Consider the following 19,863-nt stretch of genomic DNA (forward strand, 5'->3'; position numbering starts at 1 on the left):
CCAGTCCTTCGCGTGGTCAAGGGCCCGACAGGCCGGGTTTTGCGCAGTTTCAGCGCAAGGTCTCATGGCGGAACCTCGCAAGGCTCGCTAATGCAGCGAGATGATCAAGCTCCCCCTTGCGCTCGTCCGCCTCGCCCCTGCCGTTCTTGCCTGCACCTTCGGTGCTTCGGCCTTGAATGCCGCCGCACCTGCGGCAAAGCCGGTCGCCCCATCGGCTGTCGCCATCCCGATGCCGCTGAATCCGGTGGTCGCGCCCGCACAGCGCCTCTGCTCCGCCAAGACTGCTAGTGGGCTCGGCACGATGCTCCTGAAGCCAGCCGAAGGCGCAAAGCCGACCAAGAGTGATTACGTGCTGGTCAATTACGTCGGCTATCTTGCCGCCAATGGGGAGGTGTTCGACCAGGGCATGCAGGCGGCATTTCCCGTGGATGGCGTCATTCCGGGCTTCTCTGAAGGCCTGCAGCTTCTGTCCAAGGGCAGCCTGATGCGTCTCTGCGTGCCCTCGGCGCTTGGTTATGGCGCTGAAGGCTCAGGCCCGATCGGTGCAAATGCGGATCTCGTGTTCCAGGTCGAACTGGTCGACTTCAAGACCGTTGCAGAAGTCGAAGCCATGCGTGCTGCCCAATCTGCAACCCAACCTGCGCAGCCGGCCACGACAACGCCCTGAAAGTAACGGGTCTATTCACTGGTCCTTCATGAGAAGGCTTCCTATAGTCGGCTGATGCGATCCCGTAACACGCGCGCCCGGCGCTTCGGCCTGTTTCTTTCCCTCCTGCTGGTTTCGGCGGCTCCCGTGGTTGCCGAAGCTCCTGCAAAAGCCCCGAGCGCGGCGACGAAGTCCAACGTTCCGTGGCTCTACAAGGGTTCGGACGTTCCGCAGGACAAGGCCTGGACCTTTGGCATCCTGCCGAACGGCATCCGTTATGCGGTTCGCCACAGCGGCGTTCCGCCCGAGCAGGTATCGATCCGCGTACTGGTGGATGCGGGTTCGATGTACGAGACCGAGCCGCAGCGGGGCTATGCGCACCTCATCGAACACCTGACCTTCCGTGAATCGAAGTATCTAAAGGAAGGCGAGACGATCCCAACGTGGCAGCGGCTGGGTGCCACCTTCGGAAGCGATACCAACGCCGAGACCAGTCCCACGCAGACGGTTTACAAGCTCGACATTCCCAATGCGACTGCACCCAAGCTGGACGAGACGTTCAAGCTGCTGTCGGGGATGATCACTGCGCCGATCTTCACCGATCGTGGCGTCAAGACCGAGGTTCCGATCGTTCTTGCCGAAATGCGCGAACGCACCAGCGCGCAATCGCGGGTGCTGGACGCCACGCGGGGGCTGTTCTTCAAGGGGCAGCTCCTGGCATCGCGCAGCCCTATCGGCACGGTGGAAACTCTCGAAGCGGCCGACGCTGCTGCGGTAAAGGCCTTCCATGACAAGTGGTATCGCCCCGACAATACCGTGATCGTGGTGGCCGGCGATGCTGACCCGGCAGCACTGGTCGCGCGGATCGAACAATGGTTCGGCGGGTGGCAGGTGGCCGGCAAGAAGCCGTTGCAGCCTGATTTCGGCAAGCCGATTGCGCCCGCCGGCATCGATCCCAAGAACCCGGTCGGCGAAGCGAAAGTGCTGGTCGAGCCGGACCTGCCACGACTGGTAAACTGGGCGATCCTGCGTCCATGGACAAAGGTCAACGATACCATTGTCTACAACCAGGGCCTGATGATTGATCGGCTCGCGCTGGCTTTGATCAATCGCAGGCTTGAGGCCAGGGCGCGGGGCGGCGGGAGCTATCTGGTGGCGTCCGTGGACGAGATGAAGCAGGAGCTTTCGCGATCCGCAGACGCCACGATCGTGACGGTCACGCCATTGAGCGAGGACTGGAAAAGTGCGGTAACAGACGTGCGCTCGGTCATTGCCGATGCTTTGGCCACGCCGCCCTCTCAGGCAGAGATCGACCGCGAAGTTGCCGAATTTGAAGTCGCCTTCAAGGTCTCGGTCGAAACGCAGTCCACCATTGCCGGGTCCAAGGCGGCTGACGATATCGTCAACGCCGTCGATATCCGCGAGACCGTAGCCAACCCCGACACCGTCTACGACATATTCAGGCGTTCCATACCCTTGTTCAAGCCGCAAGCCGTGCTTGAACATACCCGTGCCTTGTTCAGGGGCACCGTGGTACGCCCGATGATGATCACGCCAAAGGCTGGCGAAGCTGACGAAGCCTCCTTGCGCGCGGCATTGACTGCGCCTGTCAAGGCGGCATCGGAAAGCCGCGTGGCGGCAAACGCCCTCAAGTTTTCGGACCTTCCACCCGTTGGCACACCTGGCACTGTCGCCAGCGCGCGACCGATCGGGTTGCTAGGCATCGAGCAGGTCGAACTCTCCAACGGTGTTCGCGTTCTGCTGTGGCCCAATGACGCCGAGCCAGGCCGCATCATCATCAAGGCCAGGTTTGGCGGCGGGTACTCGGCGATCCAGCCCCAAGATGCGGTTTATGGCCCGATCGGCGAGGTGGCGCTGATGGACAGCGGCATCGGCGCACTCGGGCGGGATGATCTGGACCGTCTGGCGACAGGCCGCAAGTTGAGCCTCGATTTCGACATAGACGACACGGCATTCGTGCTTTCGGCCGATACGCGCCCGGCGGACCTTGCCGACCAGCTCTATCTCATGGCTGCCAAGCTGGGCATGCCGCGTTGGGATGCCAATCCGGTGTTGCGTGCCAAGGCCGCGGCAAAGCTCCAGTACGAAAGCTACAATTCGGCTCCCAATGCGGTACTCAATCGCGATCTCAACTGGCTGTTGCGCGATGGAGACCCGCGCTATGCGACGCCAAACCCGGCCGAGCTGGAGAAGGTAACTCCGGAGGGCTTCCGCAAGACATGGGAGCCGCTGCTTTCGGAAGGACCGATCGAGATCGACATGTTTGGCGATTTCACGCGCGAACAGGCATTGGCTGCTCTGGAAAAGACTTTCGGCGCCTTGCCGGTCCGCACTCCGACAGCGGCGCCGACACTTGCCCCGAACATCCCGGCACACAACGCCGAACCGCTGGTTCTGACCCATCGCGGCGATCCCTCGCAGGCCGCAGCCGTGGTGGCATGGCCAACCGGGGGCGGCCAGGCCGGTGTGCGTGAAAGCCGCCAGCTCGAAATCCTGGCGCAGATCTTCAACAATCGCCTGTTCGATGCGATGCGCGAAAAGGTGGGAGCGAGCTATGCACCACAAGTCGGTTCAAGCTGGCCCCTGGATCTGCCATCGGGCGGGTATCTCTCGGCGATGGTCCAATTGCGGCCGGGAGATTTCGACACTTTCTTTGCTGCCGTTGACAAGATCGCAGCTGAACTTGCTGCTACGCCGCCTTCAGCAGACGAGATCAGCCGGGTGACTGAACCGCTCAAGCAACTGATCACGCGGGCCAGCACTGGAAATGGCTTCTACATGTACCAGCTGGAAGGAGCTGCATACGATCCGCGCAAGATTGCTGCGATCCGCACGATCCTCAACGATTACAGCCAGACAACGCCCGAGCGCATGCAGGCTCTGGCGCAGAAATACCTGCGAGCGGACAAGAGCTGGCGCCTGGAGGTTGTCCCGGAAAAACGCTGACCGAAATGTCCTCAGGCCTGTGTCAGCATTCGATCTTGTCGTTCGTACCGCTCAGGCCAGGACCGACATTACGGTCGTCACGGACGATGATGGCTGCCTGTTCGTGTATCGTGATCGGCTTGACGAACATCGTTCCGAACAGGCCTTTGTACTCGTACCAGACTTCGGCGACCATGACCGCGCTCTTGCTGGATGACGTCATCTTTCTACCGCCGAGCGAAATGCCCGAAGCTATCGAGGACAATGCGCTGCCTGTGGGATCTGGCTTGCCATGCGCAGAGGTCTGGCGGCCCTTGCCCATGCACTTCTGCCAATGAACATACTGCTTGCCAGTCAGTGGATGGACTTCAAGGCTGGACAGGATGACTCGGCCATTCTCGGCCAGATCGATATTAGAGCCTTCCTCCAATGCGCCTGTCAGGACCGAGTGTACGTCGTTGCTCGTAATGGTGGGGGTCACGCCGCTATTGTCGGTTTGGCCAAGACGGGAAGCATTGTCAGCAAGCGCCAGAGCAACCTGGCTCGCTTCCATTGAAGCGGCGTTGAGCCATGCGATTTCGGCCCCATACATGCCCAGGATCATGAATACAGGCACAACCAGAGCAAACTCGATGGTCGATACCCCGTCCTGTCGGCTGAACAGACTTTGCAGTATCTTCATGGGCAGCTCCCGGCCGTGGCGCCATAGCCCGTCTGGTTGCCGAACGGCTGGTTCTTGGTCACTGCGGTAGCCGTGAGCGTTCGTTCCGACCACATTTTGGGCAGGAAGGGCACCTGGAACACGGGCTTGAAGGTTGCTGTCACCTTGTAGACGACGACGTCATTGGCGGTACCGGCGCTGTCCTTTTGCCCAACGTCCTGGTCCCATTGGCCATTTCGGTTTTCGTCGGTAAAGGTCTCGCCGGCATCGCACACGGCATTGGCGTTCTTGTCGTTCCATTTCTCGGCCCTGCCGACGTCGGCAAAGTCGTAATAGCTGGTCCGGCTCGTCTTGATGGTTACGCCAGGAAGCACCGGACGGATGGCGTCGAGTACCGAGGCGTCGGCTTCGCTGGTGTTGCGCGTTTCCAATGAAGAATCGCGCGCTGCGCGGTGTACAGCGCCGGTCAGGACCGATTTGCCATAAACCATCTGCCCGATGTCCATGATGCCAATCAGCAGCAACAGGAACAGGGGCACGACAATCGCGAATTCGACGACTGTTGCACCTTCGTCGTCAGTCCTGAGCCGCATTTCGGTCATTGCACCACTCGCAGTTCGCCGACCTGTTTTGCGATCGACTGGAATGCCGCATCCAACTGGTTTGCGTTGGCTGCCGTGAAGGCACTCGCGCTGGAGGCGCATGTCTGGAGTTCGGGCGTCATGGCCTGTGCAAACGCGATGACCCATATGCGGATGCCTTTGGCCTTCACGGCTTCGCACAGGGCGAGGAACCGTGAGTTATGGCGCGCAGCGTCTTCGTTTACACCATCATCGGTCACACGGCGATCATGGTACTCAATGCCCCATGCCGATTGGATGGAGTAGCTGGGCGCCATTTCGCCATCGGTCATGAAGATCAGATGGCGCGAAACCTCGCCGCCGTTCGTGGGCGCTTGGCGAACAGTGCTCGACCATAAGCCGTCTGGCGATGCCAGCCGCGCTCCCCAGACCATCCCGATGTCGTGATAGGTCGCGCCTTCGGGAACGAGCGAATCCGCGAACGCATCGAACGCTGTCTTGTTCATCGTGGCCAGCAAGCGCGCGCCAGTCGGACAGAATGATGCCGCCTGCTGTCCCTGCGATGACGGTACCGCACTGTTCATGTAAACAGTGCCGTTGTCGGTGACCGTCCGTATGTAGGCGACATTCGGCCACATCGGAGCCCATTTGCTGGATGCGGAGCTGTCAGGGGCGGAATCGATTTCGAGGTCCAAGGCGCCGGACGGGTTGAAGCCCCCCAGCGACGACCACGTGAAGCTCGGCTCGGATACGGTTGCGCGCTCCTCGATGCACCCTTTCCAAGTTGACGAAACAGACGCGCCGTTCTCGCCGGTTGGTGTGGAGACCGCTTCGAAATTCTTGAACCGGCTCGTATCATAAGTCACCGGGCGATATTCCCAACGATCGAAGACTTGCGAGCTTGTATAAATGGGATCGGCCGTCGTGGTCGTCGTCGTCACGGAGTTGCGCGAGCCGGTTCGCGACTGGATCCTGTAGTTCAGGATCAGCCAGGCGCACTGATAGAAAGTCGCCGTCTGCGGCTGGGTCACGACGGTCGTCACAACCCGTTGACCGGACGAGTTCGTTGTCGTCGTCGAGGTGGAGGTGGCACTCCCCGAATTGGCCCAGGCCGTATCGGCTGGCTTTGCGTTGTTACATGATGTCGACGTCAGGTAGATGTTGGAGCCGTAGTTGGCCCAGAGGGAGTAGGTTGGCGTTGTAGTTGTGGTCGTCGGTGTCCCGCTTCTCGGCGTGCCGTAGCCACTCAAGGTCTGAACGGTTCGGTAAACCGCATGACGAGACTGGATTGTCCAACTGTCAACCAGATACGACGGATCAAGGTCGTGTAGAAGCCTGCCAACGTTGACTGACGAACTGTACGGCACGAATCCGTATCGCACACGTGCGTTTGTGCCCGACAAGGCGTTCTCGACAGTGCTGTGGAAGTTCTTCATGGCAGCGCGCAGTGCTTCGATGCGTGTCTGCGTACTTCCCGCCAGCAGTGAGGCCATGGAGCCAGTGGTATCGAGGACCATCATGATGTCGCTGTTGCCGACGCCCATCGAGGCCGTGCATCTGACGCTCAGATCAAAACCCTGGAAGCCGAAGATCTGCATCATCAGGGGCGGAAGCATGGTTGTGGCCACGGCGTCGATCGTGCCGCCTTTGTCCGCCGAGGTCGACTCGAAAGTCGTGTCTCGCGAACCTTGGTGAGTCTCGTCGAAGTTTGCGAAGAAGTAATTGTCCGCCTGCGTCTTTGCCGCGGCATCGAAGCCGTTTGTGGTTACGGCTCGACGGCCTGCTAGAACACCTGCGTCGCATGCCGCCTGCAGCCTCGTCTGGGTGCGCCAGGCGCGGCTTATGTCGATGGCGCCGCCAATCAGCGCGGCCACGGCGAAGATTGCCATGGCCGATAGAGGCAAGATGTTTCCGCCGCGGCTTCGGGCCAGTAGGATCAGGAGGCGGCGAAGGGCAAGCATTCGAAAACAAACGACCTTTGGTGGGGCCTGCACGGTTAACCGCCCGTCCACCAAGACATCCTGATGAGGTGACTAAGGTAAATTCCCTATCGATGGCCTTGGGCGTGATCGCGATGATCGATTGCTGTGACAGCAAGCCTTCCTTTGCTTTTCCTGCTCAGGGGGCGTATGGGCGCGCCTCTTGAAAGGAATGGAAAGTGGCACAGAACTGGACTGCGGATTCGTGGCGCGGGTTTGAAGGGCGGCATCTGCCGGTCTATCCCGATGCCGAAAAGCTGAACGAGGTCGAGAAGACCCTGACGAGCTTTCCGCCGCTGGTCTTTGCAGGTGAGGCGCGCGCTCTGAAGGCCGACCTCGCGCAGGTGGCCGCAGGTAAGGGTTTCCTGCTGCAGGGTGGAGACTGTGCCGAGAGCTTTGCCGAATTCCATCCGAACAACATTCGCGACACGTTCCGCGTGCTGCTGCAGATGGCGGTCGTGCTGACCTTTGCCAGCAAGCAACCGGTGGTAAAGGTGGGCCGCATGGCCGGGCAATTTGCCAAGCCGCGCTCCTCCCCGGTTGAGAAAATCGGTGACGTTGAACTGCCGAGCTACCTCGGTGACAATATCAATGGCATTGATTTCACTGCGGAATCGCGCATTCCGGACCCTGAGCGCATGCTGCGGGCCTACAGCCAGGCAGCGGCGACACTGAACCTGCTGCGCGCCTTCGCGGGCGGCGGCTACGCCAACTTGCGCCAGGTCCACCAGTGGACGCTGGACCACATCGGCAAGAGCCCGTGGGCCACGAAGTTCCGTGAAACCGCCGACAAGATCGGCGAAGCGCTCGACTTCATGGAAGCCTGCGGCGTCGATCCGCGTACCGTGCCGCAGCTTCAGGGCACCAGCTTCTACACCAGCCACGAAGCGCTGCTGCTGGCTTACGAAGAGGCGATGACCCGGCAGGATTCGCTGACTGGCGAATGGTATGACACCAGTGCCCACATGCTGTGGATCGGCGATCGCACGCGTTTCGAAGGTTCGGCCCACGTCGAGTACCTGCGCGGCGTCAACAATCCGATCGGCATGAAGTGCGGTCCTTCGCTCAGCGTCGATGCGCTGCTGCGCATGCTCGATACGCTGAATCCCTCGCACGAGGCCGGCCGCATGACGCTGATCAGCCGCTTCGGCCACGACAAGGTCGAGGCAGGGCTGGCTCCGCTGGTTCGCGCCGTGAAGCGCGAAGGCCATCCGGTGGTGTGGTCGTGCGATCCGATGCACGGCAATGTCATCAAGGCCGACAACGGCTACAAGACGCGGCCGTTCGACCGTATCCTGACCGAGGTGAAGGGCTTCTTCGCGGTCCACCGCGCCGAAGGCACCCACGCTGGCGGGATTCACATCGAGATGACCGGCCAGGATGTGACCGAGTGCACCGGTGGTGCCGTCGCGATCACCCAGGAAGGGCTGGCCGATCGCTATCACACCCATTGTGATCCGCGTCTCAATGCAGCGCAGTCGATCGAACTGGCATTCCTGCTGGCCGAGGCACTGAATGCCGAGCGGGAAGGGACAAAGGCCGAAGCTGCCTGACGTCCTTCCCAGACTGCAAAATCATGGCCCCGGGGGTTCTGCCTCCGGGGCTTTTTCTTTGCCTAGCGCGGGTGTCTGGCGTTCAAGGCTATGCCCGCAAGGTTCTGCTCGCGCTTAACCCATCGAACACGCGTGGGCGGATTCGCTCCAGCCAGCTTCCGGAAGCGCTCCAGATGCACCCGGTCACTTGGCGAAGCCGCTTTCGCGCGGCCATTGGCCTGTGCGATCACCGAACGGCTGTCCCCCAACAGATCGAATGCGGCGGCGCCACTGGCCTGTGCCACTTCAAGCGCATGGATCAGGGCCAGCCATTCGGCATCGCCATTGGTGCCGTTGCCAAGATCGGTGCGCACTTGGGCCATCCCACGCATTACAGCCGCAACCTCGATGGGACCCGGGTTGGGCCGGCAGCCGCCGTCGAAGTAGACCTTGAGACGCTTGTGCTCTGCCATGGGTGGGGCGGTATCAGGCCCCGGCCTTCACCGCAAAACTCAACGCCAGCTCTGCCAGCGGTCGGACTCTTTCCGACATCGCCTTGGCGTGAGCGCTTGAGGCTGTCCCGTCGATCACGCGCTTCTTGATCCCCTGGATGATGCCTGCCAGCCTGAAGAAGTTGTAGGCAATGTACCAGTCAAGCCCCGGCAATCCGTCACGTCCGGTCTTTTCGCAGTATCGTGCAACCACTTCTTCAAGTTCCGGAATGCCCAGCGCCTTGCGGTCCAGGTCCTGCACGCCCGAACGTCCGCCATTGTCCTGCACCCATGCCGTGCAGAAATAGGTGAAGTCGGCAAGCGGATCGCCCAGCGTGGACAGTTCCCAATCGAGCACCGCAACGACCTTGGCTTGCGTGGGATGGAAGATCATGTTGTCGATGCGATAATCGCCATGCACCACGCTGGTCCGCGTCTGCTCGGGGAGGGTTGCGGGCAGCCATTCGATAAGCCGCTCCATCTCGGGCATCGTCTCGGTTTCCGAAAGGCGATACTGCTTGGTCCAGCGATCGACTTGCCGGCCGAAGTAATTGCCAGGCTTGCCGAAGTCGGAAAGCCCGGCCTGCTCGATATCAACCGAATGCAATGCGGCAAGCGTATCGACCATGGCGTCGTAGGTCGCACGCCGGAATTCCGGTGTGGCGCCCGGCATTGCGCCGTCCCAGATCGTCCGCCCGTCGACACAGCCCATGACATAGAACCACGACCCGATGACGCTGTCGTCCGTGCACAGCCCATACTGGCGAGCAACCGGGAAGCCTGTTCCTGATAGCCCCGCCTGAACCTTGTATTCGCGGTCCACCGCATGGGCCGATGGCAGCAGCTTGCCGAAGGGCTTTCGCCGCAGCACGTAGGGCCCTGAAGGGCTGTCGATCTTGTAAGTCGGGTTCGATTGCCCGCCCTTGAATTTCGAGACCGTAAGCGGGCCCTGAAAGCCCGCCACGTTTTCCTCGAACCAGCGGGTCAGGCTTGCCCCATCCAGCTTGTCCGCGCCTTCGGGAACGACCGTTCCCGTAAACGCTGCCTGTGCGTCCATCACCGCCTCGCTCATTGGCCGAACACGATGACCGAGCGGGCAGAATTGCCCTGCTTCATCTTCTCGAACCCTTCGTTGATGCCCTCCAACGGAATTCGTTCGGCAATGATGGTGTCGAGATCGAGAAGCCCGCGCATGTAGAAGTCAACCAGACGCGGCAGATCCACGGGGAAGTGATTGCCGCCCATGATGGCGCCTTGCAGCTTCTTGTCCGACAGCAGGTCCATCGCCGACAGGCCGACCTTGTGATTAAGCGGCATCATGCCGAGGATAGTGGCCGTCCCGCCGCGCCGCAGCGAAGCAACTGCCAGGTCGCCGGAAGCCGGCCTGCCCACTGCCTCGATGGCATGGTGGACGCCGCCCTTGGTCATCTCGACGATTTCCTTGGCCGCATCCGGCCCTGCGTCGATCGCATCGGTCGCGCCGAGCTTCAGCGCCAGTTCGCGCTTCTCGGGCATGGGGTCGACAGCGATGATTCGTCCGGCCCCTGCAATCTTTGCGGCATTGACGGTGGCCAGTCCCACTCCGCCGCAGCCGACGACGCAGATCGTTTCGCCCGGCGTCAGCTTGGCGGCGTTGAACACGGCGCCGGCACCGGTCGTCACCGCACATCCGATTACGGCGGCGCGGTCGAGCGGCATGTCCGGCGTGATCGCGACGCAGGCATGTTCATGCACCAGCATCTGCTCGGCAAAGGCCGAAAGGTTCAGCATCTGGTTCACGGTGCTGCCATCGTCGGTGCGGGTGAGGCGCGGGGGCGCGCCAACCCCGCGCCGGGTGTCGGCACCGAGGCACAGCGACATGCGTCCGGTGACGCAGAACTCGCAGTGCCCGCAGAAGGCCGACAGGCAGGTGACGACCGCGTCACCCACCTTCACGGTCCGCACTTCCGAACCCACGGCCTCGACGATCCCGGCTGCTTCATGTCCTGGCACGGCCGGGAGCGGATGCGGATAGGCGCCCTCGATGAAGTGCAGGTCCGAATGACACAGCCCGCAAGCGGCCGTACGGATCAGAACTTCGTGCGGACCCGGCTTTGAAACGGTCAGGTCCTGGATTTCGAGCGGTTTGCCCGGTTCGACGAGTACGGCGGCTTTCATCTTCTCTCTCCTTACCGAGCCACGCCCAGATCGCCCGAACTGAAGCCACGGTCGCCCGAGGGCAATTCCGAATGACGGGCAAATTCGATGCGGGCGATGGCGCGGGCGTGAACTTCGTCTGGTCCATCGGCCAGTCGCAGCGTCCGCTGGTGGGCATAGGCTTCGGCAAGACCGAAGTCTTCCGAAACGCCGCCGCCGCCATGGGCCTGGATCGCATCGTCGATGATCCGCAAGGCCATGTTCGGCGCCTGGACCTTGATCATCGCAATTTCCAGCGCAGCCGACTTGTTGCCGACCTTGTCCATCATGTCCGCCGCCTTGAGACAGAGCAGGCGGGTCATTTCGATGTCGATGCGGGCCTGCGCGATGCGCCATTCCCAGATCGATTGATCAGCCACGCGCTTGCCGAAGGCCACGCGCGATTGCAGGCGCTTGGCCATCTTGGCAATCGCCTCCTCGGCCACGCCGATCGTGCGCATGCAGTGATGGATGCGGCCCGGCCCGAGGCGTCCCTGCGCAATCTCGAAGCCGCGACCTTCGCCGAGCAGGATGTTGGATGCGGGCACGCGCACGTTGTTCATCACCACTTCCATGTGGCCGTGCGGCGCGTCGTCATAGCCGAAGACGGGCAGGTGACGGACGATCTCCACGCCCGGCGCGTCGAGCGGCATCAGGATCATCGACTGCTGCTGGTGACGCTTGGCCTCGAAGTCGGTCTTTCCCATGACGATGGCGATCTTGCAACGCGGATCGCCCACGCCCGACGACCACCACTTGCGCCCGTTTATCACGTACTCGTCGCCCTCGCGGCGGATCGAGGTTTCGATGTTGGTCGCGTCCGACGAGGCGACGGCCGGTTCGGTCATCAGGAAGGCGGAGCGAATCTCGCCGTTCATCAATGGGCGCAGCCACTGCTCCTTCTGCTCGAGAGTGCCGTAGCGATGGAACACTTCCATGTTCCCGGTATCAGGTGCCGAGCAGTTGAACACCTCGCTGGCCCAGCCGATGCGGCCCATTTCCTCGGCGCAAAGTGCATATTCAAGGTTGGTCAGGCCCGGGCCTTCGAATTCGAAGCTTTCCTCGACATGATGGTGACCGCCGTTGCGTGGCGGCATGAACAGGTTCCAGATTCCGGCAGCCTTGGCCTTGGCCTTCTCCTGCTCGACCGTCTGCAAAACCTTCCACCGGTCGCCCGTGGCCTGTTCGGCCTTGTAGTCCTTGTAGCGCGGGCGGACATTGTCCTCGATGAACTGGCGGACGCGGTCACGCCAATACTTCTGGCGGTCGGTCGGTTCGAAATCCATGAGCCTCTCCTTGGTTGCCCGGCAATGTCCATCGGGCCATGCGCGAATTCAAGCGGAAATTAAGTGACCGATTAAGTTCTGTCGTTGATTGGGATCATTGCGGCGTCAGGGATGCAATCCCGCGGCATCGGGATCGGCCCTTGCCACCTGATTGAGCCGTTCAAGTCGAGCCTGGTGCGTCGCCCGGTCAATCGGAAATCGCCGGACCACGAATGCGGTCATTCCCGCCAGCACGGCAATGCTGGCGCAATAGGCAAGACTGAGGCGATATGTCACTTCCGGCGCGACGGCATCGGGGGCGGTGTTGGGTTCCAGTCCCGCAAAGCTCAGTAGCAGCCCGGTACAGAACACGCCAAGCCCGCCTGCACACTTCGAGGCAAGGAATGCGCCTGCCGACAGTGTCCCTTCCGACCTTCGCCCGGTCTGTTCCTCGGACGCCTCCACAACATCCGCAACCATCGACCACAAGGTCATGGTGCCGGTGACAGTGAAGGTGTTCGAAAGCAGAGTGCATGCAAACATTCCCCCCAGCGACAAGGTAGAACCGTCTGCTGCCCACAGACCCAGCCAGCGCAACAGTAGCGGGCCTGCCCAGAAGACCATGCCCAGCGGCGCCATCCGCATGACTGTCCCCGCCTTGCCCCAGCGCAGTTGAGCGCGTCCGACGAGCAGCGATGCTCCCACGACGCTGGCGAAGAGCAGGAATGGGAAGGCCTGCAAGGCGGTTGGCGTGAATTTCCAGACGTAGAGGTAAAGGTAGTTGGACAAGGCAAACGTGATGCCCTGCGCGGTCAGCGCCGCTGCAATGCCTGCCATCACGATGAGGCAGGCAGGATGTGAGAAGCTCTCGCGAATTTCGTCCAGAGAAGCGAGGGCGCTCTTCCCTGTCGCCCCCCGTTCCGGTGGCCAGCCGGCAACTGCCCGATGTTGCCCGAATGCCGAAACCAGCACGCAGGTCACCATCAGCGCTGCGCCGAACAGGCCGAAGTTGCGATAACCTTCGCGTGCCAGCATCGCGTCGGGCAGGAACACGCCATAGGCGAGCAAAAGCATCAGCAGCCCGCCCCCCCATGAGAACAGGAAGCGGAAGCGTGTCAGGCGCGTCCTCTCGTCGTAGTCGCGGCTGATCTCGGCAACCAAGGCTGCAGACGGAACTTCGCACATCGCCACCAATGCGCGCACGATGATGGCTGATGCCAGCAACACGGCAAAGCTCGGCTCTCCGATCGGAGACCACAGGAATATCCAGGCAAGCCCGAGAGGGATTGGCGCGATATACAGGTAGGGCAATCGCCTGCCCCAGGCGGTTCTGGTGCGGTCGCTGAAATGCCCCACTATCGGGTCGATCAACCCGTCGAAGACCAGCGCGATCAGGAGGGCCAGGCTGACCAGCCGCGCGTCCATGCCAAGGACCTGATTGTAGAACAGCAGCAGGAACGTGGCGAAGCCATTGTCCTTTACGCCATAGGCGACACTGCCCAACCCGTTCGCCAGGGCGAGCCGGGTCGGCACGCGGCCTTCGATCGGGATCATGCAGCCTTTCCGCTGTCGACCATCTGCTGCAGCGCGTCGAACAGACCCGGCATGTTCGGGTCCCAGCTATGACGCGGCCCGATGGTGATCCCGCCATCGACGATGAGCGATGTACCCGTGACAAAGCCCGCCGCCTCGCTGGCGAGGAACAGCACGGCTTGCGCAATGTCGTCAGGCTGTCCGCCGCGCGCCACCGGCTGCGCCTGCTGCGACATTGCGGCAATCGCGCCCTTGGCCTGCGCCTCCAGTTCGGCGGGCATATCCAGCGAAGCGGTGAAGATGTTGGTGTTGATGAAGCCCGGCTGGACCGCGTTGACCCGGATCTGGTGCTTGGCAAGGTCGGCCGCGGCGACTTTGGTCAGGTGCAGGACGCCAGCCTTGGCGACCGCATAGGCAGTGGGCGAATAGCCCGGTCCGACTGCGGCAACGCTTGAAGTATTGACGAACGATGCGCCCTTGCGCCCGATCATGTGGGGGACGGCGTAGCGGATGCCGAACGCGACCGAACGCAGCAGCAGGTCCATAGTCCGGTCCCAGCCTTCGGGCTCGATCTCGTCGATCGGGGCTCTGTCGCCGCCAGCGCCTGCATTGTTGAAGACCGAGTCGATGCCGCCGGTCTCTGCCGCGGCGCGGTCCATCAGGGCCTTGATGTCCTCGCAACGCGTGACATCGCAGCGGGCAGTGACGACCTTGCCATTGGATGCGCTCGCCGTCGCCAGAAGGCCGGCCTCGTCGATGTCGGCAGCGTAGACCGTTGCCCCCTCGGCCGCAAAAGCGATCGCGCTCGCCCTCCCGATTCCCGAAGCTGCGCCGGTCACGACGACCGTCTTGCCGTTGAATCGCATCCCTCTCTCCAGCGTTCTTGTATCGTTTTACGTTTACGTCAGCTTAGGCGCGAAAGACCGTCCGTCAATGGCGATGGGGTTTACGCTACGGCAAGCGGCATTTGCCCCAAAGCGCAGGAAAGGCGCCGCAAATCCGCCCTTGCCAGACCATCGCGACTCGCCTTAACCTTCCGATTAAGAGAGGAGCATAACCATGTCAGACCTTGATGCTTTCCGCGCGGAAATCCGCGCATGGCTTGAAGAGAACTGCCCTGCCGAAATGCGCGAGCCCGTCCGCGACGAGGGCGACGTCTGCTGGGGCGGACGCAACTTCAAGTTCAAGAACGAGGCGCAGAAGACCTGGATGGAGCGCTGCGCAGCCAAGGGATACACCGTGCCCGATTGGCCCAAGCCCTATGGTGGCGCCGGCATGTCTCCGGCCGAGGCGAAGATCTGGCGCGAGGAATGCGCCCGCATCGGCGCCCGTCCGCCGCTGTCCAGCTTCGGCATCTGGATGCTCGGCCCCGCGCTGCTGAAGTTCGGCACGGAGGAGCAGAAGGTTCACTACCTCAACCAGATCGCCCGCGGCGAAATCCGCTGGTGCCAGGGCTATTCGGAACCCGGCTCGGGCTCGGACCTCGTCAGCTTGCAGACTTTCGGCGAGGACAAGGGCGATCACTGGCTCGTAAACGGCCAGAAGATCTGGACCTCTTATGCTGACAAGGCTGACTGGATCTTCTGCCTTGTCCGCACCGACAAGGCCAACAAGTACCAAGGCATCAGCTTCCTGCTGTTCGACATGACCACCCCGGGCGTGACGACCAAGCCGATCAAGCTGATCAGCGGCAATTCGCCGTTTTGCGAAACCTTCTTCGACAACGTCGTGGTGCCGAAGAACCAGATCGTCGGAGAACTGAACCGCGGCTGGGACGTCGCCAAGTACTTGCTCGGGCATGAGCGCGAGATGATCTCGGGTGCGGGCGGCGGCGATCGCCTCAACGCTATCGGCGCGATCGTTGCCCGTAACGGTCTCGAAGACCCGATCTTGCGCGCCGACCTCGCCATGTTCGATGTCGATGCCTTGGCCTATGCCTGCATGGGCGAGAAGTTCCTGGATGAGGCCAAGGTCGGCCGTGCCCATCCCGCGCAGCCCAACATGATGAAGTATGCCGGCACTGAACTGAACAAGCGCCGTCACGAACTGCTGATGTCGGCAGGCGGAGCGACGGCACTCGAATGGGAGAGCGAGCGCACCAATGGCGGCTCCCCGTCGCGTTCGTGGCTGCGCACCAAGGCCAACTCGATCGAGGGCGGCACCAGCGAAGTCATGCTCAACGTCGTTGCAAAACGCATCCTCGAACTGCCGGGAGCCTGATCGATGCCCCTTTTCCACACCGAAGATCAGGCCATGCTGGCCGAAAGCGTCACCGGCTTCATGGCCGATGAAGGCGGCATCAAGAAGCAGCTGCGCCACTATCGCGACATGAACTGCCAGGATGGCTTCGGCCATGCCCTGTGGAAGCAGTTCGCCGAGATGGGCCTCACCGGCATGCTTGCTGCCGAGGCTGATGGCGGTCTGGCGATGGGCCACGTCGAGGCAGGCATCGTCCTGCGCGAAATCGGTCGCAACCTAACCCCTTCGCCATTCCTGACCACCTCGGTCATGGGCGTGACGGCGCTTGCCGGCGGATCGGACGAGCTGCGCGGCCGCTGGCTCCCAGGGGTAATCGCCGGCGACAGTGTATTGGCCGTAGCGGTCGACGAAGGTCCGAAACATCGCCCCGAACGCATCGCCTGCAAGGCCGAAAAGGCTGGTAACGGCTTCCGCCTTCAGGGCAGCAAGGCCTTCGTCGTGCATGGAGCCTCGGCTGACGCGATCATCGTCGCTGCGCGCACGTCGGGCAGCGATACCGACAACGACGGCATCACGCTGTTCGCCGTACCCAAGGACGCATCGGGCGTGTCCCACGAGAACCTGCGCCTCGTCGACAGCGCGATGGCCAGCAACGTCACCTTCGACAGTGTCGAACTCGACGGCGATTGCGTTATCGGCGAAGTCGATGGCGGTCGCGAGCTGCTGAACAAGGTTCTCCGTGCAGGCCGCATCGGCGCTGCTGCCGAACTGACCGGTGTCGGGCAGGGGGCATTCGACATCACCACCGCCTACCTCAAGACGCGCAAGCAGTTCGGCCAGCTGATCGGAGAATTCCAGGCGCTTCAGCACCGCGCCGCGCACCTCTATTCCGAGCTGGAAATCGCCGAAGCCGCCGTGATCAAGGCGCAGCAACTGCTCGACGGCAATTCGGAGAAGGCCGACCTCATGGTTTCGGTTGCCAAGGCCAAGGCGGCCAAGGCCTGCAACCTCTCGGTTCGCGAAGGCGTTCAGATGCATGGCGGCGTCGGCATGACCGACGAATACGACATCGGCCTCTACATGAAGCGCGACCGTTCGCTCGCCGAGTTCATGGGCGACCAGTATTACCATGCCGAGCGCGTGGCCCAGCTTAGCGGCTATTGATGCAATCGCCCCCTCCTCGGCAGGGGAGGGGGACACGACCCGGGAAACGGGCGCGCAGGGGAACGACAACATGGATTTCAGCAAGCTTTTCAGCCTTGAAGGCCGCATTGCGGTCGTGACTGGTGGTTCGCGCGGGATTGGCGAGATGATCGCCGAAGGCTTCCTCGCCGCAGGTTGCGAGCGGGTGTACATCACCGCTCGCAAGGCTGCCGTGGTCGAGGAAACCGCCAGCCGCCTTGGCGATCGGTGCATCGCACTGCCCGGTGACATTTCCAACGTCGCCGGCATTGAACAGCTCGCCGCAGACCTTGCTGGCCGCGAAAACAAGCTCGACATTCTCGTGAACAACGCGGGCGCTGCCTGGGGCGCAGACTTCGAGGATTTTCCCGAAGTTGGCTGGGACAAGGTCATGGACCTGAACGTCAAGACGCCGTTCTTCCTCACTCAGAAGCTGCACGGACTGCTCAAGGCCGCCGCCAGCAAGGAACAGCCCGCCAAGGTGATCAATATCGCCTCGGTCGATGGCCTGCGTCTCAATGCTTGGGAGACCTACAGCTACCAGGCATCAAAGGCTGCCGTCATCCAGTTGACCAAGCGCATGGCGGCGCGGCTGATCCGGGACCAGATCGTCGCAAGCTGCATCTGTCCAGGAGCTTTCCCATCAGAGATGAACAAGGCTGCGGCGAAGAATCCCGAAGCCTCTGCCAAGGGCATCCCATCCAGGCGGATCGGCACGATTGAAGACATGGCCGGGGGCGCGATCTTCCTCGCCAGCCGCGCGGGCGACTATGTCGTCGGCACGCCGCTGCCGATCGATGGCGGTATCGTCAACGGCTGGATTCCTGAGAATGCCGTGGATCCATCGGGGCATTGATGGCGCTGACATTTGCGCCCCCGCGAAGGCGGGGACGCAAGTGTTGTTACGGAATTTTGGCGTCAAACCGCTGAGGTCCCCGCCTGCGCGGGGACGCAACACTTCCAGATGAGATACTACCCCCGCATCAACCCACGCACGAAGTCGATCAGCCCGGTCTGGCGCGTGCGCTTCATGCGCTCGGCGGCAAGGATCTCGCGCACCTTGTCGAAGCAGCCCTCAACGTCGTCGTTGATCACGACGTAATCGTAACCGTCCCAGTGGCTGATCTCGGCCTGTGCCCGGTCCATGCGCGCCGCGATAACCTCGGCGCTGTCGGTGCCGCGTCCGGTCAGGCGGCGGCGCAGTTCATCGAGGCTCGGCGGCAGGATGAACACGCGCACCACGTCGGCCTGCGCTTTCTGGTAAAGCTGCTGCGTGCCCTGCCAGTCGATGTCGAACAGGACGTCTCCGCCCGCTTTCAGCCGGTCGCGAATGTGCGCCTTGGGTGTGCCATAGCAATTGCCGAAGACCACTGCCCATTCATAGAACTCGTTCGCCTCGACCATGCGGTCGAACTCGGCCTTGTCGACGAAGTAGTAGTCCTTGCCCTCGACTTCGCCAGGCCGCATCGGCCGCGTCGTCACGGAAACGGATGCCGCGATCTCGTCATCTTCGGCGAGAAGCTTGCGTGCGATCGTCGTCTTGCCGGCGCCGGAGGGCGAGGACAGGATGAGCATCAGGCCCCGGCGGTGCAGGGTGTCGTCGTCTTGGGACTCGTGGACCATGTGCGCTAGTGGCGCATCGGTTCCCGCCCGGTCAAGGGGGGACGGCTCCGATCAGCCCTTCTTGCCGCGCTCGGCCTGTTCCTCGATTGCCGCTTCGCCAGCTGCCTCGGCGGTTCTGCTACGGCGGCGATCGTAAAGCGTCTTGGCGAGAAGACCACCCCCGACAACGATCGCGCCGGGAACGGAGCGGGTTGCAACCCGGGCGATGGCAGTCCCGACCAGAGTCTGCATCATCGTGCGCCCCTGGATCACACGACCCGCCTTCTTTGAACCCATCTTCGTCCCGATCAGGCCTTTTTCAACGCCACGGCGAAGCAACGAGCCCCCGGCGCGGAGGGCAATATCGGCCAGGATCAAGTTGGTCATCGGGTTGGGGCTGGGGGCAGGCACCTTGTCAGCGGCATCCTTGGCCGCATTTGTCAGCTTCTTGCCCTTCTTAGCCATGCCCTTGCCTTCTGTCAGCGGGGCGTTGTGCCCCTTACTTCTTCTTGCCGAAATCGACAGTGACGACGTTCGATCCGTCCTCGGTCCGCTCAACGGCAGGCGTGTCGGCTTGTTCCGGCGAATCGTTTTCGGCAGGCTCGACAGGTTCCGCCTCGTCATCCACAACTGCCTGGAATTGCAGACCGAAATCGACTGCTGGATCGACGAAAGCCGTGATTGCCGAGAACGGAATCACCAGAGTCGAAGGGATCTGATTGAATGAAAGGCCAACGCTGAACTGATCTGCCTCGACCTTGAGGTCCCAGAACTTGTTCTGGAGCACGATCGTCATCTCGTCGGGGAAGCGTTCGCGCAGGCGCTGCGGAATGTCCACGCCCGGAGCGCCGGTCTTGAAGGTGATATAGAAGTGATGGGTGCCCGGCAGCATCCCGCCGCCCGCTGCCACTTCGCCCAGCACGCGTCCGACAACGGCGCGCAGCGCCTCCTGCACGATTTCGTCGTAGGGGATCAGGCTGTCAGGTGCATCGCTCATGCCGCCACAACTGACCGCCCCGGCCCTTCGGGTCAAGTGGGGACGGACATTGATTCTAAACCGGAGCGGCGTAT

General features: G+C 62.1%; 18 protein-coding genes. 6 read left to right on the forward strand and 12 right to left on the reverse strand.

The window, feature by feature from the left end:
• Positions 1 to 100: 100 nt before the first annotated feature.
• A complete protein-coding gene (locus tag AC1Q5P_RS10550) occupies positions 101 to 667 on the forward strand; it encodes an FKBP-type peptidyl-prolyl cis-trans isomerase (RefSeq protein WP_492518896.1) in 567 nt (188 codons plus the stop codon).
• A 54-nt stretch (positions 668 to 721) separates the two neighbouring features.
• Complete coding sequence (locus AC1Q5P_RS10555) at positions 722 to 3,613, forward strand: M16 family metallopeptidase (protein ID WP_039332765.1); 2,892 nt, start codon at positions 722 to 724, stop codon at positions 3,611 to 3,613.
• A gap of 22 nt (positions 3,614 to 3,635) precedes the next feature.
• On the opposite strand, the gene AC1Q5P_RS10560 is transcribed toward AC1Q5P_RS10555, so the two are convergent.
• Genes AC1Q5P_RS10560 through AC1Q5P_RS10570 form a run of 3 tightly spaced genes read right to left on the reverse strand, consistent with a single transcriptional unit; the run spans position 3,636 to position 6,795 of the window.
• The gene (locus tag AC1Q5P_RS10560; RefSeq protein WP_492518897.1) at positions 3,636 to 4,274 is read right to left on the reverse strand and encodes a TadE/TadG family type IV pilus assembly protein; all 639 of its coding nucleotides are present in this window, start codon (positions 4,272 to 4,274) and stop codon (positions 3,636 to 3,638) included.
• Positions 4,271 to 4,855, reverse strand: coding sequence for a TadE/TadG family type IV pilus assembly protein (locus AC1Q5P_RS10565; protein WP_039332766.1), 585 nt, complete (start codon positions 4,853 to 4,855; stop codon positions 4,271 to 4,273). Before AC1Q5P_RS10565 ends, AC1Q5P_RS10560 begins: the two co-directional genes overlap by 4 nt.
• Complete coding sequence (locus tag AC1Q5P_RS10570; RefSeq protein ID WP_492518933.1) at positions 4,852 to 6,795, reverse strand: pilus assembly protein TadG-related protein; 1,944 nt, start codon at positions 6,793 to 6,795, stop codon at positions 4,852 to 4,854. The genes AC1Q5P_RS10565 and AC1Q5P_RS10570 overlap by 4 nt, the downstream gene beginning before the upstream one ends.
• 197 nt (positions 6,796 to 6,992) lie before the next feature.
• Here AC1Q5P_RS10570 and AC1Q5P_RS10575 point away from each other — a divergent pair, with 197 nt between their 5' ends.
• Positions 6,993 to 8,366, forward strand: a complete 1,374-nt coding sequence (locus AC1Q5P_RS10575) for a class II 3-deoxy-7-phosphoheptulonate synthase (RefSeq protein WP_492518898.1) — start codon at positions 6,993 to 6,995, stop codon at positions 8,364 to 8,366.
• A 62-nt stretch (positions 8,367 to 8,428) separates the two neighbouring features.
• Here AC1Q5P_RS10575 and AC1Q5P_RS10580 read toward each other — a convergent pair whose 3' ends face one another.
• From AC1Q5P_RS10580 to AC1Q5P_RS10605, 6 genes are all read right to left on the reverse strand, one after another.
• Complete coding sequence (locus AC1Q5P_RS10580; protein ID WP_062342286.1) at positions 8,429 to 8,818, reverse strand: reverse transcriptase-like protein; 390 nt, start codon at positions 8,816 to 8,818, stop codon at positions 8,429 to 8,431.
• 13 nt (positions 8,819 to 8,831) lie between these two features.
• A complete protein-coding gene (locus tag AC1Q5P_RS10585; protein ID WP_492518899.1) occupies positions 8,832 to 9,908 on the reverse strand; it encodes a phosphotransferase family protein in 1,077 nt (358 codons plus the stop codon).
• Entirely contained in the window at positions 9,905 to 10,993 is a 1,089-nt protein-coding gene (locus AC1Q5P_RS10590; protein WP_427464229.1) for a Zn-dependent alcohol dehydrogenase, read from the reverse strand. The genes AC1Q5P_RS10585 and AC1Q5P_RS10590 overlap by 4 nt, the downstream gene beginning before the upstream one ends.
• An 11-nt stretch (positions 10,994 to 11,004) precedes the next feature.
• Positions 11,005 to 12,297, reverse strand: a complete 1,293-nt coding sequence (locus AC1Q5P_RS10595) for an acyl-CoA dehydrogenase family protein (RefSeq protein WP_039332774.1) — start codon at positions 12,295 to 12,297, stop codon at positions 11,005 to 11,007.
• Positions 12,298 to 12,402: 105 nt separating this feature from the next.
• Positions 12,403 to 13,830 (reverse strand): MFS transporter, encoded by a 1,428-nt coding sequence (locus AC1Q5P_RS10600; RefSeq protein ID WP_492518900.1) that lies wholly within the window; start codon positions 13,828 to 13,830, stop codon positions 12,403 to 12,405.
• A complete protein-coding gene (locus AC1Q5P_RS10605; protein WP_039332778.1) occupies positions 13,827 to 14,675 on the reverse strand; it encodes an SDR family NAD(P)-dependent oxidoreductase in 849 nt (282 codons plus the stop codon). Before AC1Q5P_RS10605 ends, AC1Q5P_RS10600 begins: the two co-directional genes overlap by 4 nt.
• 193 nt (positions 14,676 to 14,868) lie before the next feature.
• Here AC1Q5P_RS10605 and AC1Q5P_RS10610 point away from each other — a divergent pair, with 193 nt between their 5' ends.
• The 3 genes from AC1Q5P_RS10610 (at position 14,869) to AC1Q5P_RS10620 (ending at position 18,046) form a co-directional block, all read left to right on the forward strand.
• Positions 14,869 to 16,029 carry an acyl-CoA dehydrogenase family protein gene (locus tag AC1Q5P_RS10610; protein WP_492518901.1) on the forward strand — a complete coding sequence of 387 codons (1,161 nt, stop codon included), beginning with the start codon at positions 14,869 to 14,871 and terminating at the stop codon, positions 16,027 to 16,029.
• 3 nt (positions 16,030 to 16,032) lie between these two features.
• Complete coding sequence (locus tag AC1Q5P_RS10615) at positions 16,033 to 17,172, forward strand: acyl-CoA dehydrogenase family protein (RefSeq protein WP_062342275.1); 1,140 nt, start codon at positions 16,033 to 16,035, stop codon at positions 17,170 to 17,172.
• A 70-nt stretch (positions 17,173 to 17,242) separates the two neighbouring features.
• Positions 17,243 to 18,046, forward strand: a complete 804-nt coding sequence (locus AC1Q5P_RS10620; protein ID WP_039332784.1) for an SDR family oxidoreductase — start codon at positions 17,243 to 17,245, stop codon at positions 18,044 to 18,046.
• Positions 18,047 to 18,162: 116 nt separating this feature from the next.
• Here AC1Q5P_RS10620 and gmk read toward each other — a convergent pair whose 3' ends face one another.
• The 3 genes from gmk to AC1Q5P_RS10635 are packed head-to-tail and all read right to left on the reverse strand — an operon-like array spanning position 18,163 to position 19,789.
• Entirely contained in the window at positions 18,163 to 18,813 is a 651-nt protein-coding gene (gene gmk, locus AC1Q5P_RS10625; protein ID WP_062342273.1) for a guanylate kinase, read from the reverse strand.
• Positions 18,814 to 18,864: 51 nt separating this feature from the next.
• Positions 18,865 to 19,257 carry a hypothetical protein gene (locus AC1Q5P_RS10630; protein WP_492477543.1) on the reverse strand — a complete coding sequence of 131 codons (393 nt, stop codon included), beginning with the start codon at positions 19,255 to 19,257 and terminating at the stop codon, positions 18,865 to 18,867.
• A gap of 34 nt (positions 19,258 to 19,291) precedes the next feature.
• Entirely contained in the window at positions 19,292 to 19,789 is a 498-nt protein-coding gene (locus AC1Q5P_RS10635; RefSeq protein ID WP_062342268.1) for an SspB family protein, read from the reverse strand.
• Positions 19,790 to 19,863 lie beyond the last annotated feature (74 nt).

It is taken from the genome of Novosphingobium sp. GW835-FHT14H07 (genome assembly GCF_058793515.1).

Bases quoted from the DNA above. Each gene is read 5' to 3' on its own strand.
- AC1Q5P_RS10550 (WP_492518896.1), top strand. From the start codon at position 101: ATGATCAAGCTCCCCCTTGCGCTCGTCCGCCTCGCCCCTGCCGTTCTT.
- AC1Q5P_RS10555 (WP_039332765.1), top strand. From the start codon at position 722: ATGCGATCCCGTAACACGCGCGCCCGGCGCTTCGGCCTGTTTCTTTCC.
- AC1Q5P_RS10560 (WP_492518897.1), bottom strand. From the start codon at position 4,274: ATGAAGATACTGCAAAGTCTGTTCAGCCGACAGGACGGGGTATCGACC.
- AC1Q5P_RS10565 (WP_039332766.1), bottom strand. From the start codon at position 4,855: ATGACCGAAATGCGGCTCAGGACTGACGACGAAGGTGCAACAGTCGTC.
- AC1Q5P_RS10570 (WP_492518933.1), bottom strand. From the start codon at position 6,795: ATGCTTGCCCTTCGCCGCCTCCTGATCCTACTGGCCCGAAGCCGCGGC.
- AC1Q5P_RS10580 (WP_062342286.1), bottom strand. From the start codon at position 8,818: ATGGCAGAGCACAAGCGTCTCAAGGTCTACTTCGACGGCGGCTGCCGG.
- AC1Q5P_RS10585 (WP_492518899.1), bottom strand. From the start codon at position 9,908: ATGAGCGAGGCGGTGATGGACGCACAGGCAGCGTTTACGGGAACGGTC.
- AC1Q5P_RS10590 (WP_427464229.1), bottom strand. From the start codon at position 10,993: ATGAAAGCCGCCGTACTCGTCGAACCGGGCAAACCGCTCGAAATCCAG.
- AC1Q5P_RS10595 (WP_039332774.1), bottom strand. From the start codon at position 12,297: ATGGATTTCGAACCGACCGACCGCCAGAAGTATTGGCGTGACCGCGTC.
- AC1Q5P_RS10600 (WP_492518900.1), bottom strand. From the start codon at position 13,830: ATGATCCCGATCGAAGGCCGCGTGCCGACCCGGCTCGCCCTGGCGAAC.
- AC1Q5P_RS10605 (WP_039332778.1), bottom strand. From the start codon at position 14,675: ATGCGATTCAACGGCAAGACGGTCGTCGTGACCGGCGCAGCTTCGGGA.
- AC1Q5P_RS10610 (WP_492518901.1), top strand. From the start codon at position 14,869: ATGTCAGACCTTGATGCTTTCCGCGCGGAAATCCGCGCATGGCTTGAA.
- AC1Q5P_RS10615 (WP_062342275.1), top strand. From the start codon at position 16,033: ATGCCCCTTTTCCACACCGAAGATCAGGCCATGCTGGCCGAAAGCGTC.
- AC1Q5P_RS10620 (WP_039332784.1), top strand. From the start codon at position 17,243: ATGGATTTCAGCAAGCTTTTCAGCCTTGAAGGCCGCATTGCGGTCGTG.
- gmk (WP_062342273.1), bottom strand. From the start codon at position 18,813: ATGGTCCACGAGTCCCAAGACGACGACACCCTGCACCGCCGGGGCCTG.
- AC1Q5P_RS10630 (WP_492477543.1), bottom strand. From the start codon at position 19,257: ATGGCTAAGAAGGGCAAGAAGCTGACAAATGCGGCCAAGGATGCCGCT.
- AC1Q5P_RS10635 (WP_062342268.1), bottom strand. From the start codon at position 19,789: ATGAGCGATGCACCTGACAGCCTGATCCCCTACGACGAAATCGTGCAG.